Below are 15,833 nucleotides of genomic sequence, written 5' to 3'. Positions count from 1 at the left end.
AAGGATTTTCATTTTATTGAGTTATGCGGTGTGAAAGGGTATATTTAAGGGAACATGTTTTACACAGATTATACGGAAGAAAGGTTGATTAGCGTGGAGAAGCCGATCACTCCCCCCAATTTTATTAAAAATGTTATTGAAGAAGATCTACGTACGGGTAAGGTAAAGGAGGTTGTTACACGATTTCCGCCTGAACCTAACGGATATTTGCATATTGGACATGCCAAAGCTATCTGGATCAATTTCTCGTTGGGAGATGAATTCGGAGGACGCACCAATCTGCGTTTTGACGACACCAATCCGGCGAAGGAAGACACGGAATACGTGAACTCCATTCAGGAGGACGTGAAGTGGCTCGGTTATGAATGGGAGGAAAAACATTTTGCCTCCAATTATTTCGAAGAAATGTACAAGCGTGCCATCCTGCTGATCCAAAAGGGTAAAGCTTATGTGGATGATCAAAGCGCGGACCAAATCCGTGAAACTCGTGGCACACTGACCGAACCGGGGCAAAATAGTCCTTATCGGGATCGCAGTGTGGAAGATAATCTGAAGCTGTTTGAAGAGATGCGTGCAGGCAAATACCAAAATGGTGAAAAGGTGCTGCGTGCCAAAATTGATATGGCTTCAGGAAACATTAATTTACGTGATCCGATTATTTACCGTATTTCACACACAGCACATCACAATACAGGCGACACATGGTGTATCTATCCAATGTACTCCTATGCTCATCCGCTGGAAGATGCGATTGAGGGAGTAACGCACTCGCTCTGTTCGCTGGAATTCGAAGATCAGCGCCCGCTGTATGATTGGGTTGTAGCTGAATGTGAAATGGAAAAGGTACCGCACCAATACGAATTTGGACGGCTGAACCTGGCTCAAACCGTAACCAGCAAACGTAAGCTCAAGCTTCTGGTCGATGAAAAGCACGTAGATGGTTGGGATGATCCTCGTATGCCGACGATTTCCGGTTTACGTCGTCGCGGCTATACACCGGAGGCCATCCGCAGCTTCGTATATGAGACAGGTATTTCCAAAGCCTACGGAGTCATTGATTTGCAGGTGCTGGAGCATTTTGTACGTGAGGATTTGAAGCTTAAGGCACCTCGCACCATGGCAGTCATAGATCCGTTGAAGGTGGTTATCACAAACTATCCTGAAGGACAAGTTGAAATGCTGGAGGCGGAAAATAATACGGAAAATCCGGAACTCGGTACACGCCAAATTCCGTTTTCCCGGGAAATTTATATCGAGCGTGAGGACTTCATGGAGAATCCGCCGAGCAAATACTTCCGTTTGTTCCCTGGTAATGAAGTACGTCTCAAGCATGCTTACTTCATTAAATGCAACGATGTGATTAAGGACGCAGACGGAAATGTAACGGAAATCCACTGTACCTATGATGTAGAAACCAAGAGCGGATCAGGCTTTACGGGACGTAAAGTGAAAGGCACGATTCACTGGGTAGAGGCTACTCAAGCGGTTCCTGCCGAATTCCGTTTGTATGAGCCTTTGATTAACGCAGAGGACACGGATGAGATTGAAGAGGATGCATCAGAAAAAACATTCCTTGACCAATTGAATCCGAACTCATTGGAAATTGCTCATGGCTATGTCGAGCCGAACATGAAAGAAGCTCAATCACAGGACAAGTTCCAATTTTTCCGACATGGTTATTTCAGTGTCGATCCGAAGCTTTCCAAACCGGGTGAGCCTGTATTTAACCGTGTTGTATCGTTGAAAAGCTCTTTCCAATTGCCTAAGCAATAGGCTGTTGGAAAGTGTGGGAGAGATGGTAGCTTCGTGCGACCAAGTTGAAAAGGAGTCTGCCGTCGGCAGACTCCTTTATTTTACGCATGCACACTCTTTATACATGATCATTGACTTGACGATACTCTATTGTCTTTGCTAACAAGCCAGAAGGGAAGAGAGGATACCTCATTCCTCTAGTGTTGTTAAGGGACTTCTTCTATTCGTTTGTGCCCGCTGGCAGTCCTGGCTGATAACCGTTCTTGTACAGCATATACCACATGATAGCGAATCCCGCAGATCCAAGTAGGGCGAAGAACACCCCTGCATGGTACATCATTTCTCCACCAAAGTTCTGGAATAGCCAACCTCCCGCAAAACCTGCTACGATACCGGATATACCACTCCAGGTCAAGGTATATACGGCCTGTCCGGATGATCGGTATGCTGCAGGGGTAAATAGGACGGTCAACTGGGTGCCTACATAGAAGTATCCACCGAAGGTGACGCAATGAAGTGCCTGAATAAACACGATCTGAATCGGGTCTGTGGCCAGAGCCATCAGTTCCCAACGTAAGGCAAACAGCAAACTGACGAGTGCCAAACAGCCGACCATTACGGTCATTCTTTTCTTCAAGAAGCGATCAAACAGCAAAAATACAATAATTTCGAATACCGATGACATAAAAACAGCAAAACCAAGCATCTGTTTGGACCCACCCAGCTCGGTGATGTACAGGGACATAAAGGCGCTGTTGATCGAATTCGGGATGGATACAAGGATGCCCAATAAAATAAAGGATATAAAGTATCCGTTCATTAAAACACTGCCAAAGCCACGCAAATGAATGGTTGCTGTCTCCACAGTGCTTTTCAGTGGTGGAATCGACAAGGTGCAGATCAATGCAGCTAGAAGAAGTACCGTAAAGATGGTGGATATGCTGGATATCCCCGTTTGGTCAATTACGATGCCGGCAACTGCTGCTGTCACAGCCCAGCCGAAGGAGCCCCATATACGGAATGCACCAAATTTCCGGTCTGTGCCCTCAATATAGCTGAGAATTAGACTGTTGCTTTGCGCAAATAAAGGGCTTTGGAAAAAATAAAAACCAATCATCGACACATAAATCATGATATACGTATGGACATGAAATAAAGCTTGCAACAATAACAATGTACCTATAATCATAAATAGCAGAATACGTCGGAGGTTACGGCTCCGGTCGCTTGTATAGCCCCAAAAAGGGTTCGCGAATACGGATACAAAAGGTCCGATAGCCATCAGACTCCCGATCTCCAGCTTGTCCATGCCGATATCTTGCAGATACAACGGGAAGAAGCTGGAGAAAATGACCATAGCTCCATATAGAAAAAAATTATACAGTTTTAAGGAATATAGAGGAGTCTCTTGAATTTCTCTCTTTTGCAAGACAAGCCATTCCTTTCTTAGCCCGATAGAGAACTGCGCATCGATGCCGATCTGTGGGAGGTTCTTTATTCCAATGTATCATGTGTTGAAAGGGTTAACAAACCAATTAATTAACAATTATGTAATAATTAAATTTTGTTCAAAAAGTTCATGATGCACATTTGCAATTGTTTTCAGAAAAAAAGGAGGGCATATTTGTGAAAGTGACTGGTATTATCGTCGCAGGAGGACGTTCCAGACGAATGGGACAGGATAAGGCTCTGCTTGAGATTGATGGAGCCACTATGCTTGAACGGATGTATACTACATTGCAGCAGGCGGCCCAGCGGGTTGTAGTAGTCACTCGTGACAACCAAGGATATGGCCTGAGTGGTATGGAAACTGTGTCTGATGTTTTTCGGGGTATGGGGCCCTTGAGTGGTATCCATGCAGGATTATCTGCATCTACTACGGAGTGGGGGATGGTTGTCGCTTGTGATATGCCTTTTGTACAGCCAAAGGTGCTACATGATCTGCTCGCTGTAACTAAGAAGTGGACGGAGTTGCAAGGAACGAGGGAACCAGCATTGCAAGCAGTGATACCTTCTATGAATGGACGTATACACCCGTTGCTGGCTGTATACCATCGGAGCGTGCTACCGTCTGCCGAGGAATGTTTGCGTAGTGGACGGCTTCGTCTCACCGATTGGTTGGACAAGCTGAACGTTCGTTATGCGACAGTAGAAGATTTGCCGGGAGTGAGTGAAGACATGTGGCATAAGGCAGTGTTCAATATGAACAATCCGCAGGACTACCAGCTTGCTATAGAGCAGTTGAAGCATAGTATAAAACAGACCACGCAGAGCGTGAAGAATTTAAAGGAAATGCAAGAGGATTAGGAACGTACAAGCTTCCTGTTCAGGGACTATTTAGGAGAGAAAATACCAGAGAAATATAATGGGTTAAATTTGGGGGAATATATTTATGCTGGAAGCTATTATCCATGCCCTTTTATTGGCGCTGGGTTTGATTTTGCCTTTGGGGGTACAAAATGTATTTGTGTTTAATCAAGGGGCGTGCCAGTCGCGGTTTCGCAATGCATTGCCTGCTGTCATAACAGCGGGTGTCTGTGACACAATCCTGATTACGCTTGCGGTTGGGGGCGTATCTCTTATTTTGCAGCAATTTCTATGGCTCACGAACGTACTCTATGCGGCGGGCTGTTTGTTTCTGCTGTATATGGCCTGGACTTTATGGAGATCGAAGGCAGCTTCCTCGGGAGAAAGTCAGGCGATGCGGCCGAAACAACAGATGATTTTTGCCGCTTCGGTATCGCTATTGAATCCACATGCCATACTGGACACGGTTGGCGTAATTGGAACCAGCTCCCTTCAATATGACGGCGGGGAACGCTGGGCCTTTGGTCTAGCCGCCGTGTCCGTATCTTGGATATGGTTTATCGGTCTGGCAACGGCGGGGCGTCTCGTGGGACGTATGGATTCAGAAGGGAAGTTTGGGACTGTGCTCAACAAAATATCGGCACTGATTATTTTAGGCTTGGCCATTTATATGGCGATAAATTTCATTACCAGTATGTGACCCAATCCTTGTTAGAGGAAATACTTCAATACAGCGAACACCCCGCTCAAAGCAAAGGGAACACCGATCAAAAATAGCATAAAGGCCAGACAGCCTGCACCATTTATACCGCCTGCAATTCGGGCGTCCCGAGGGTTGGATGGATTGTAAATCGGAAAAGCGCATAGTTGGAATATAGAACATTCGGAATCGGAACAACTGTGTTTGTGGTATGAAAATGAGCGAATGTGTAGATGAAATAAAAAAGTGACGCTGAATTACAACAGCGTCACCGTAATGCCTTGCTCCAGACGCTTCACGTCCTGGAGCTCGATCTTCCCGGCCATGGCGTGCAGAGCTGCCGCTGTGCCGCAGGCCGCTCCCTGCCGTAGCATGGCAGGGAGATCCAGCCCCGTCGCCGCGCCGGTGACCAGGCCGGCGACCATGGCGTCACCGCTGCCGAGCGCGCTGACAATGTCCGCGTCTGGCAGGCTCACGCGGTAGCGCGCATCATGCGTTACCGCCAGCGCCCCGCGCGCGCCGAGCGAGATAACGGCCAGCTGCGCTCCGGCGTCCAGCAGCTTCGCTGCCGCCGCTTCAGCGGCATCCGGGCGCGCTGCGTCGATTCCCGCAAAGTGGGCGGCCTCGTCCTCGTTAGGCTTCACGAGGTCGGGCTTTCCGCGCATCCCCAAGCGCAGCGCCTCACCGCTCGCGTCCAGCGCCACCCGCGCGCCGCGCGCCTTCGCTAGCATGCACAGCTCGGCGTATAGATCGGGCGGGCAGCCGGGTGGCAGGCTGCCGGAGAATACGACCCAAGCCGAATCCTCGGCAAGGGTCTCGATTTTGCGCCGCAGTGCGGCTAATTCAAGCGGCCCAACGGTCGGTCCGCTCTCAATCAGCTCGGTCTGCGTGCGCGCGGACGGGTCGAGCACGGTAATGGCGAGACGGGTCTCCCCATGTGCCGTTTCAATGAAATCGGCGCTTACGCCTTCCGCGCTCAACCCGTCAATGAGCAGCCGTCCGGTGTGTCCGGCAGCAAACCCGGTTGCTCGTACTGGCTCGCCTAGCGAGCGGATGACGCGGGCGGCATTCACGCCTTTGCCGCCCGGTACCGTCAGGCCGCCTTCAATGCGGTGGACGGCATTCAAACCGAAGCCTGCAACCGTGTAGATTTTATCCACAGCCGCGTTAAGCGTTACGGTGGTAATCACAAGGCATCACTCCTTTAAGATCAGCAATTTGCAACATTTGATGCCATTCGTTTATGTTAAGATATCAGCTTTAATCCCAATGCTGCGGCAAGAATCATGGCGATGAATAAAACACGCAGTACGCTTTTTTGCTCACCGTACAAGAACATGCCTGTAATCGTGCTGCCAACCGTTCCGATGCCTGTCCATACGGCATAGGAAGTTCCCATAGGCAAACTTTTCATGGCATAGCTGAGCAGGGAAAAGCTAAGAACAAAGGATAAGACCATAAGCACTAAGGACTTCCAGCCTTTGCCCACCGTAACTCCCTTCATACCAATGACTCCTAATACTTCCGAGCATCCCGCGATAACCAAAGCAATCCAAGCCATTATGCGCCACTCCCTTCCTGAACATCACGGTCGGTAACTAACTTCAGGCCGACCACACCTGCCAGCAAAAGGGCGATTAACAGCGTTTTGGACCATTGAAACGGTTCCCCGAATAGCAGCATTTCGCCTACGACCGTTCCCCCTGTCCCTAGTCCAGTAAATACAGCATATACCGTGCCTACAGGCAAACGCTTCGCAGCCTTCATGATCAAATAAAAGCTGGCCACCACAGCCAGCACGGTTACAGCCCAGGCGAGTATAGAATCCGCATGCTTCAAACCCGATACCCATACGACCTCAATCAGGCCGCCAACAAAGACGTAAATCCAACTGCGATTCATGATGAATATTCTCCTCAAAAATAAATTTTATAAGTTCTACGGCTTCATGCTTCATGAGGTGAGGTTAACGTAATCCCACGCCAAAAAATAGGCCATGCAGCGTCCAGTCTTCGGTGGTAGTTGACGCTTCCACTGTACAGGAGCTCCACCATGACTCCGTCCACCAGTGTCATAAAGGCTAAAGCCACATCCACTGGCTCCATATGCCCAAAGGGTTCCCGATCCCGTGCATTACGGAGGTGACGAGTTAATTTTCGCTCCATTTTGTCCAGAAAAGGATTAACAATATCCAGCACCTCGTTATACAACGATACAGGCGGAAAGAAGGAAAAGCGAAGCATAAACTTGGCTGAGTCGTTGCTCTCATATTCCTGTCCCATCCAAAACAAGAAGTCATGCAGGGTATGCTTAAGCGGCTGATCTTTACGTTCCGTAAAGTACTCGAAAATACGTAGATTCTGCTCTTGAAAAGCATACCTCGCTACCTGTAGGAACAGATCCTCTTTGCCTTGGAAATGCGCGTATATAGACGGTTTTCGGATACCGACCTCAGCGGCAATACTGCTCAAGGATGCTCCTTCATACCCATTGGTGGCAAATTGAAAAAGAGCGGCCTTTCGAATCTCTTCCATTCCCATTATTGTCACCTACCTAACGTTCGTTAGTTTATTCTTGCACGAAAAAAAGTAAGTGTCAACCCAGCATCATTGTGTTTTGTATAAAGCTTTTCTTTGGATTTTTTTATCAACATTTTAATAAAAAAGTGGGAAGAAATAAGGGGCTCATGTACAATATAATGAAGAATACTTGTCGAATGCAGTCCACTGGAAGTGAGGTTAGTTATGAGGCGAAGCTTACTAGCCGTATTGATCGCGGCTATGGTGTTTATTATTTATTATTTTGGCTTGTTTAATTACATCGGCAAAAATGAAGGAACTGTCATCAGTATTTTTTCCACCCTGACAGTGATCTCCATCAGTCTGATTATTTTTACGGAGAATCGTAATCCCTCCACTACGATGTCCTGGATTTTGCTGCTGGCATTGCTGCCAGTTGTTGGACTTCCTCTCTATTTTCTGTTTGGGCAAAATGTATTCAAGCGTCGCAAGTATGATAAAAAGGCATTGCGTGACCAACAGGCTTACGACCGCATAGAAAAGGATGCTTTGCGAGTCAAACGGGATCTGACCTGCTTTACAGATGAGCAGCAGCAGTTGATGCGTTTGGCACGCAGACTGGCCCGCTCCCCGATTTATTTTGCGACCGAAACTCAAATTCTGAACAATGGAGATGAAACCTTCTCCACTTTGCTAGAAGAGCTGCGCAAGGCGCAGCATCATATCCATATGGAATATTACATTTTCCGTTCGGATGATATCGGTACCAGCATTCAGAAAATTTTGATTGAAAAGGCTAAAGCGGGTGTTAAGGTTCGGTTTATGTACGATGCGGTGGGCAGTATTCAGTTGTCAAAGTCATTTTTGAAAGAAATGAGAGATGCAGGAGTAGAGGTTGTTGCGTACGGCGGCGCTCGGATCTTGTTCTTCTCCAGCCGGGTAAACTATCGTAATCACCGTAAAATTGTAGTCATCGACGGTAATATCGGATTAATTGGTGGTCTAAATGTGGGAGATGAGTATCTCAGCCGCAACAAAGCCTACGGCTTTTGGCGTGATACGCATATGATTGTGAAGGGCGAAGCTGTGCGGACGTTGCAGCTTATATTTCTACAGGATTGGCTTCACATGACGGGTGAGTCGGTGCTCGATAGCGAATATCTGTCTCCCAGTATTGAACCCATTACAGACGGAGGCGTGCAGATTATTGCTAGCGGCCCGGATAATGAGCGGAGAGTGCTTAAAAATCTGTTTTTCTCCATGATCACGTCCGCCCGAAAATCAGTCTGGATTGCCACTCCTTATTTTATCCCGGATGAAGATATCCTGACTGCCTTACGGATGGCTGCCTTGTCCGGGTTGGACGTACGTATTCTGTTTCCCGCAAAACCGGATAAATGGCTACCTTTTCTCGCGTCTCATTCGTACTTCCAGTCGTTACTGGAGGTTGGAGTCAAGGTATATGAATATGAAAAAGGGTTCCTCCACTCCAAGCTCCTCATCATTGACGGGGAAGTTGCGACCATCGGGACAGCCAATATGGATATGCGTAGCTTTCATTTGAATTTTGAAGTTAACGCTCTGTTAATTCAAACGCACAGTGTGCAGCAGATGGTAACAGACTACGAACGAGATTTGCATTCTGCCAGTCTGATCGTACGCGAAGAATTCATGAAAAAACGTCTGTTCAAACGTTTGATGGAATCGCTCGCGCGGCTGCTTTCACCGCTGTTGTAGGTCATAAACGAATTCGCTACAGCACTATTCGGTAGTTAAAATGTAGTAAAGCCTAAAATATCCTGTAGACGGTATATAATATCTTTCCAAAATGTTGAATGATCCTCGTAAGCTGCTAGATCCAAGCTGTATTCAGCCCCCTGATTATTCCATAGCTTATCGAAATAGGCCGCAACCTGTCGGGTCAGCTTGCTGTCCGCCGGAGCGGCCACCCACAATTCATTTTCCAGATTCAAATCATCCAGATTACGGGGCGTCAGATTGGTAGAGCCACCCCAAATGATATGCTCTCCTTGCGCCTTGGCGATATAAATCAGTTTGGTATGGAATTGCTCATGGGTGGTATGATACCAGCGAATTTGAATGTTCCCGCCCGATTTATCGGACAACTCTTGGGCGACCGGACGATTGGGGATGCCGATTTTTTCCTGACCAAACGCGTTCTCATTGGGGTCCAGCAGTAATTGGATGTTTACACCGCGCGCAGAGGCATCCAGTAGGCTATTCAATACTTTGCGGTCAGCCAAATAAAACATGCCCATATGAATGCTGTCACCTTTCTTCGTCTGCCCGATGCCATCCAGAACCGAGGTGTACACCTTGCCCTCAGTTAGATATTTGATTCGATAGCTGTCCTTACTCGATGGAACTTTGGGTTCGGCCTGTGGTGTATAGGCAGGAAGCTGCCCACCGCCCGAAAAGTCCAACACCGCCTGTTCCGTTTGTAAAATGTCTCCGATGATGGGCCCCTTCACCTCCAGCGCTACATTGGAGTGGTAGGCGCTCGCGTCGTGCACATTGCCTGTAGAAATGAGCGCTGTCTGTTCGCTGACAACCAATTTTCGGTGATTGGCCTTGACGTTTAACAGCTTAAGATAGGAGCGAGCCGTAACATCCGGTCCGTCACTGGCCATCAGGTTGGGAATCCAGCCTGTGCCTTGCTGCCCGAACCATTGGAAGAAGGTACGCCACACCGCCGAATAGATGGGTGTAGAGTCCCGCAGGGGATCTACATCGGTCTGCACGACCTGAATCCCTGCTCGCTTCATATTTTCCAACAAAGGGTTGGGAGCAGAATTGTAGTTGGTATTGACTTCATCTGTAATGAAAAAGATAGGCATATCAGGATGAGCTTTCTTTTTGGCAATAAGATGATCGGTCATTTGTGCGCTAACTTGGGGGAAGTGCTGACCTTTATGCTTATAGTCGTTGAACAGAAACAGATCGATGACGATAAATTGCTCGGCTTCATCAATGATCCCGAGCATACGCTTCAAAATTTGTCCTTCATGCTGTGCAGTACTACCATCCCCGGTGGGATAGGTCAAATCCGTCCAGAAGTTTACCTCATGGGTTGAATACTCCTGGCTCTCATAAGAGACGAACGGAGGCAAGGGTTTATGGGTCTGATACAGCATGACGGCAATCAGCCAAAGGATAAGTACCAGAATGGCGATTTTAAGGGCACGGCCCTTATGCCTGGATTTTCTTTGATATTCCGGCTTAGAATGCAGCGGATCACGTGTAGTCATATGACGATCAACTCCTCAATTGGATGCTGCATTCCGTTTTACCGTGCCGGAACATGCAGTTTTATGATGGGATACTGTCAAGTTATTAACGCAAGTGTGCAGGATTGACGCGGATACTGAATGAAATGAAGGATGTTTTACTATTCGTTGAGGACATATGTCCTTTATAGAGAGTCTGCCCTATAATTTAATATATAGAAAAGTCATTTACATGGGGAGAATAACGATTTATGAGAGGAATCTTGTTTGCTTTTCTGGGAGGAGCGTGTATTACGCTACAAGGTGTAGCGAATACACGGATTAGTCAGGATATTGGTACATGGCAGGCTGCTGCTGTTACTCAGCTAATAGGGTTTATTTTGGCAGCATTAGTCTGGATGTTTACAAGGGATGGCAATGTGGCTGAAATGAAACAGGTGAAGCCAATGTATCTTTGGGGCGGTGCCTTTGCAGCTATTATTATATTTAGTGAAGTCACGGCGATCCAACATATTGGGGTTACGTTCACGATCTCGGCGTTGTTGATTGCGCAGTTGTGTTTAACCTTTCTGGTAGATATTAAGGGATGGTTCGGTATAGTGAAGCAAAAGATGAAGCTGCCACAATTTATAGGTATTGGTATGATGATCGCGGGTGTAATTATTCTGAAGCTTTAAAATAGAAATTTAACTTGTAAAGATAGCTTAGAATGTAGAGATTGAAGGTGAGCTTAGGAATGAGAGAAATTCAGGATCAAGAGCAGCTAAAATATTTTTTGCAGCTGCATGAGTTGGAATCCATACTCTACGAGCCACTACATCCTTATTTGTCGTTGCATCGTTTGGAGCAAGGGGAAAAGCTCTGTTTACAGGGGGATCCCATTGAGCATCTATATATACTGGTGCAGGGCAAGGTCAAGATTTATACCAGTTCTACAGAAGGGAAAACCCTGATCCTTTGCTTCAAAACACCGATCGAGGTCATAGGAGATGTTGAATATATTCGGAATAGTCACGTCATCAACACGGTAGAGGCAGTGTCTCCGATCTATGTGATCGGTATTCACCACAAATGGATGAACAAATACGGCAAAGACTATGCTCCTTTGCTGCAATTTCTATTGGATGTTGTCACGCGAAAGTTTTGCCTGGACTCCGACTTTTCCAGTTTTAATCTCATGTATCCGGTGGAAGTCAGACTGGCGAGCTACCTGCTATCGGTTTCTTTTGACGAATCGAATACAGCTTTTCATGAGGAATTACGGGCATCCAGTCTGGTAGATGTGGCGAATTTGATCGGAACCAGCTATAGACATCTCAACCGTGTTATTCGCAAAATGATTGAAGATGGATGGGTTGAACGGACAAAAGGCTATATTGTCATTCGGGACAGAAAAGGTTTGAGTGAACTGGCAGGACATAATATTTATGAATCATTGTAATAGGAGCATGTAGTAAAAAACAGAAGAATATCAAGGATCATCAAGGGAGAGTTAACATATGTTATTAGGAATTGTATTGGCGGTTATCGCAGGTGCCTTGGTCAGTCTGCAAACGATATTCAATAATAAGGTGAATGAACGGACAGGATCGTGGGCCACAACAACATTGGTGCTGGGCACAGGGTTCTTGGCTTCCTTACTCGGGAGTCTTATTTTTGAAGGGAAAAATACATTTGCTTTACAGCATATGCAGCCGTGGTACTGGTTCAGTGGCATGATTGGTGTCGGTGTTGTGTTCTGTCTGGTACAAGGAATGAAGCAACTTGGCCCGACCTATGCGATCTCCATTGTATTGACAGCGCAATTAGGGACCGCCCTGTTGTGGGATTCATTAGGATGGCTAGGATTAGAGAAAATTCCGTTTACCATTAACAAGCTGATCGGTGTATTGGTCATTATCGGTGGTATTCTTGTGTTTAAATTTGGACATTTTGCAGAAAAGCGGCAGCTCAATTAGGGGCGGCTTTTCTGTAAAGTTTCCGAAATAACTGGTTTATTGCGTATTTTGAACATGATCTATGGGGGAGAAAAAATGTTCACGTTCGTGTATATATTTTCCCATCCATGATACAATGAGAGTATCTTAAAATAGCCACTTTAAGGGCATACGATATTTGTATAAGAGACGATAAATAGATCGGTTACCGTGTTCGGGAACGGTCTTATTTGTGCTTCTTGAACTTGATACAATAAACAGAGTGACTTTGGATGAGGTGGAACATAGATGAGTAGTACAGAGAATAAAAAAGGAGCACCTGACGGCTTTAACAGATCCGGCTCTTTGTTGCCTGCCGCGCGGACAGGCGAACGGAAGATTGAGCACGTCCGCCTTTGTTTGCAAGAAGATGTGGCCGGACAAGGTATCACCAGCGGGCTGGAGCGGTATGTCTTTAAGCACTGCGCTCTGCCGGAGTTGCATTTTGACGAGGTTCGCCTGGATACTACTTTTTTAGGACAGGCTGTACGAACACCGTTGCTTATTAGCTCCATGACAGGCGGCAGCGCCGAGACAGGAGCGATTAATGAGCGATTAGCAGAGACAGCGGAGAGACGCGGCTGGGCATTGGGCATCGGCTCGGTACGGGCTGCGGTGGAAAGGGAAGAATTGGCTCCAACCTTTGCAGTCCGCCGTCTGGCACCCAATATCCCGATCCTTGCCAATCTGGGTGCGGTGCAGCTGAACTACGGATTTGGCGTGGACGATTGTCGCCGTGCAGTAGACATTGCCGGAGCAGATATGTTGGTGCTGCATTTGAACGGATTGCAGGAGATTTTCCAACCCGAAGGGAATTTGGATTTTAGCGGCCTGCTTAATCGTTTCGAGGAGTTGTCTCGTCAGCTTTCAGTGCCTGTAGGAGTGAAGGAAGTAGGTTGGGGCATAGATGGCGAGACGGCGTCAAGACTGTATGATGCGGGTGCAGCCTTTATTGATGTCGCTGGTGCAGGCGGGACAAGCTGGAGCCAAGTGGAGAAATTTCGTAACCCTGATCCTGTGCGTCGCGCGGCGGCGGAAGCGTTTGCGGACTGGGGCAATTCGACCGCTGATTGTATCGTGGAAGTCAGAGCCGCTCAGCCACATGGTGCTCTGATCGGCAGCGGTGGACTGAGAGACGGTGTCGATGCAGCGAAGGTGCTTGCTTTGGGAGCTGACATGGCAGGCTTCGGGCGTTCTTTGCTCGGTTCTGCGGTTGCCTCTAGTGAAGCGCTGGAGGCACGTTTGGAGCAGGTCGAACTGGAACTCCGCACGGTCATGTTTGGCATTGGGGTAGATGGAATAGAAGGGCTCAAAGATACGACTCGACTAAGAAAGAAGGTAAATGGATGAGCGGACTTATTACATTGGTTCCGATGAATGCGGAGCAATATGATCGATTTGAACAACGCTCGCTTGCCGACTATGCGGATGAGAAAATCCAAGCAGGTACATGGACGGTTGAAGAAGCACCAGAGCGAGCGGCAGAAAGTTTTGCTCGATACCTGCCACAGAGACTAGACACACCTCATGCTCACCTGTATATGTTGATGTTTTCCGATGACGGGGGGCAGAGTCAGGAGGAAGCTGGCTACATCTGGTTCAATATTACGGACGGCGTGCAAGGAAAAGAAGCTTTTCTACTGGATATCCTTGTATACGATTCATACCAGGGGAGGGGTCTAGGTACGATGGCGATGGAGGCTTTGGAACAGGAGGCTCGCAGGCTGGGAGCTGTCCGCATCGGGTTGCATGTATTTGGGCATAATGAGCGAGCTTTGCATGTATATCGCAAGTCGGGCTATCGGATTACAGATATCCAGATGAGCAAAGAAATCTAAATAGGGATATAGTAAAATCCTGAATTCCATAACCGTATGCTTGCCGCGTGTATAGGTTCTCATATATAATGTGGGTTGGTAAACTAACGGATGGCATAACGCATATTTTATATAAACGGGAGTTGTTCTGATTATGGCTTTAAAAGCGGGGATTGTGGGCTTGCCGAACGTGGGCAAATCAACACTTTTTAACGCAATAACGCAGGCGGGTGCGGAATCCGCAAACTATCCATTTTGTACGATTGACCCCAATGTAGGCGTCGTTGAAGTACCGGACGAGCGGTTGGATAAGTTGACCGAACTGGTTGTGCCGAATAAAACGGTGCCAACGGCTTTTGAATTTGTTGATATTGCAGGACTTGTGCGCGGTGCGAGCAAGGGCGAGGGTCTGGGTAACAAGTTTCTGGCTCATATTCGTGAAGTGGATGCGATTGTACATGTGGTACGTTGCTTTGAAGATGAGAACATTACCCATGTAGACGGCAAAATTGACCCGATCAGCGACATTCAGACCATTAATTTGGAACTGATTCTGGCGGATATCGAAAGCGTAGACAAGCGTATTGAACGTTCCCGCAAAAACATGAAGGGTGGCAACAAGCAGTACACCCAAGAAGTTGAAGTGTTGGAGCGGATCAAAGAAACGCTATATGCTGATAAACCTGCGCGTAGCTTAGAATTGTCGGATGAAGAACGGCTGATTGTACGCGATCTTCATTTGCTGACGATGAAGCCTGTACTCTATGCCGCTAATGTTAGCGAAGATGGCGTAACGGAAGCCGACAGCAATCCATATGTGCAAAAGGTACGCGATTTTGCCGTGGCTGAAAATGCAGAAGTGGTGCCGATTAGCGCCAAGGTAGAATCTGAAATTGCTGAGCTGGAAGGCGAAGACAAGGCGATGTTCCTCGAGGAGCTGGGATTGGCTGAATCAGGATTGAACCGTCTAATTAAAGCAGCATATCGCTTGTTGGGCCTGTATACGTATTTCACAGCAGGTGTGCAGGAAGTACGCGCTTGGACGATTCACAAAGGAACGAAGGCACCGGGTGCTGCGGGCGTAATTCATACGGATTTTGAACGCGGATTTATTCGTGCCGAGGTTGTATCCTACAACGATTTAGTCGCTGCTGGTTCGATGAACGGGGCCAAGGAACGGGGGCAGCTTCGTCTGGAAGGTAAGGAATATGTAGTGCAGGACGGAGACGTTATGCATTTCCGTTTTAATGTTTAATATAAAATTTCTAGAGTACAATACTCGATTCGGATATATAAAAGACGATGTCTCAAGTATGTGTGTTCTAAAATGTGCTAGATAATGCGGTCGCTGCCTATATTAGGCGGCGACTTTTTTTATTGAATTACATGTCGTGTGGATTTTTGCAAAATCCTAAATTAGTCAGTATTTCTTGTAGCTAATTCATGAATTAGTTGGTATAATAAAGAGCTGTAGCCAGTGAAATTGAAGCTGGCTTCATATTAATTTAACTGAA

At 47.2% G+C, this 15,833-nt stretch carries 16 protein-coding genes; 10 read left to right on the top strand and 6 right to left on the bottom strand.

From position 1 onward, the window contains the following. The first annotated feature begins 54 nt into the window (after nt 1-54). Nucleotides 55-1,773, top strand: a complete 1,719-nt coding sequence (locus MKY98_RS24240) for a glutamine--tRNA ligase/YqeY domain fusion protein (protein WP_209018366.1) — start codon at nt 55-57, stop codon at nt 1,771-1,773. Nucleotides 1,774-1,972: 199 nt separating this feature from the next. On the opposite strand, the gene MKY98_RS24235 is transcribed toward MKY98_RS24240, so the two are convergent. Next, a complete protein-coding gene (locus MKY98_RS24235) occupies nt 1,973-3,181 on the bottom strand; it encodes an MFS transporter (protein ID WP_039271596.1) in 1,209 nt (402 codons plus the stop codon). A gap of 197 nt (nt 3,182-3,378) precedes the next feature. Between MKY98_RS24235 and mobA the strand changes: the two genes are divergently transcribed. Together mobA and MKY98_RS24225 are read left to right on the top strand one after the other, a co-directional pair. Further along, nucleotides 3,379-4,059, top strand: a complete 681-nt coding sequence (gene mobA, locus MKY98_RS24230; RefSeq protein ID WP_069010029.1) for a molybdenum cofactor guanylyltransferase — start codon at nt 3,379-3,381, stop codon at nt 4,057-4,059. 85 nt (nt 4,060-4,144) lie between these two features. Next, entirely contained in the window at nt 4,145-4,759 is a 615-nt protein-coding gene (locus MKY98_RS24225; protein ID WP_069010028.1) for a LysE/ArgO family amino acid transporter, read from the top strand. 257 nt (nt 4,760-5,016) lie between these two features. Here MKY98_RS24225 and MKY98_RS24220 read toward each other — a convergent pair whose 3' ends face one another. The 4 genes from MKY98_RS24220 to MKY98_RS24205 are packed head-to-tail and all read right to left on the bottom strand — an operon-like array spanning nt 5,017 to nt 7,299. Further along, complete coding sequence (locus tag MKY98_RS24220) at nt 5,017-5,949, bottom strand: 1-phosphofructokinase family hexose kinase (protein WP_069010027.1); 933 nt, start codon at nt 5,947-5,949, stop codon at nt 5,017-5,019. Nucleotides 5,950-6,005: 56 nt separating this feature from the next. Then, complete coding sequence (locus MKY98_RS24215) at nt 6,006-6,320, bottom strand: DMT family transporter (protein WP_013312355.1); 315 nt, start codon at nt 6,318-6,320, stop codon at nt 6,006-6,008. Continuing rightward, a complete protein-coding gene (locus tag MKY98_RS24210; protein WP_013312354.1) occupies nt 6,320-6,661 on the bottom strand; it encodes a DMT family transporter in 342 nt (113 codons plus the stop codon). Before MKY98_RS24210 ends, MKY98_RS24215 begins: the two co-directional genes overlap by 1 nt. Before the next feature lie 44 nt (nt 6,662-6,705). After that, nucleotides 6,706-7,299, bottom strand: coding sequence for a TetR/AcrR family transcriptional regulator (locus tag MKY98_RS24205; protein WP_069010026.1), 594 nt, complete (start codon nt 7,297-7,299; stop codon nt 6,706-6,708). Between the two features lie 204 nt (nt 7,300-7,503). Here MKY98_RS24205 and cls point away from each other — a divergent pair, with 204 nt between their 5' ends. After that, complete coding sequence (cls, locus tag MKY98_RS24200) at nt 7,504-9,015, top strand: cardiolipin synthase (RefSeq protein WP_029518528.1); 1,512 nt, start codon at nt 7,504-7,506, stop codon at nt 9,013-9,015. A 35-nt stretch (nt 9,016-9,050) separates the two neighbouring features. Here cls and MKY98_RS24195 read toward each other — a convergent pair whose 3' ends face one another. After that, nucleotides 9,051-10,547, bottom strand: a complete 1,497-nt coding sequence (locus tag MKY98_RS24195) for a phospholipase D family protein (protein WP_069010025.1) — start codon at nt 10,545-10,547, stop codon at nt 9,051-9,053. Between the two features lie 230 nt (nt 10,548-10,777). On the opposite strand from MKY98_RS24195, the gene MKY98_RS24190 reads away from it, so the two are divergent. The 6 genes from MKY98_RS24190 (at nt 10,778) to ychF (ending at nt 15,574) form a co-directional block, all read left to right on the top strand. After that, nucleotides 10,778-11,203, top strand: coding sequence for a DMT family transporter (locus MKY98_RS24190; protein ID WP_069010024.1), 426 nt, complete (start codon nt 10,778-10,780; stop codon nt 11,201-11,203). 59 nt (nt 11,204-11,262) lie between these two features. Beyond that, the gene (locus MKY98_RS24185) at nt 11,263-11,967 is read left to right on the top strand and encodes a Crp/Fnr family transcriptional regulator (RefSeq protein WP_069010023.1); all 705 of its coding nucleotides are present in this window, start codon (nt 11,263-11,265) and stop codon (nt 11,965-11,967) included. 58 nt (nt 11,968-12,025) lie between these two features. Further along, nucleotides 12,026-12,484, top strand: coding sequence for a DMT family transporter (locus tag MKY98_RS24180; protein ID WP_069010022.1), 459 nt, complete (start codon nt 12,026-12,028; stop codon nt 12,482-12,484). Nucleotides 12,485-12,751: 267 nt separating this feature from the next. Further along, nucleotides 12,752-13,852, top strand: a complete 1,101-nt coding sequence (fni, locus tag MKY98_RS24175) for a type 2 isopentenyl-diphosphate Delta-isomerase (protein WP_069010021.1) — start codon at nt 12,752-12,754, stop codon at nt 13,850-13,852. Beyond that, nucleotides 13,849-14,340, top strand: a complete 492-nt coding sequence (locus MKY98_RS24170) for a GNAT family N-acetyltransferase (protein WP_069010020.1) — start codon at nt 13,849-13,851, stop codon at nt 14,338-14,340. Before fni ends, MKY98_RS24170 begins: the two co-directional genes overlap by 4 nt. A gap of 133 nt (nt 14,341-14,473) precedes the next feature. Then, entirely contained in the window at nt 14,474-15,574 is a 1,101-nt protein-coding gene (gene ychF, locus MKY98_RS24165) for a redox-regulated ATPase YchF (protein ID WP_013312345.1), read from the top strand. Nucleotides 15,575-15,833 lie beyond the last annotated feature (259 nt).

Origin of the sequence: Paenibacillus sp. FSL M8-0228, assembly GCF_038007385.1 — a bacterium.
GTDB classification, from domain to species: Bacteria; Bacillota; Bacilli; order Paenibacillales; family Paenibacillaceae; genus Paenibacillus; species Paenibacillus polymyxa_D.
The sequence above is the reverse complement of the archived record's forward strand: the minus strand, read 5'-3'. Positions and strand labels throughout refer to the sequence as shown.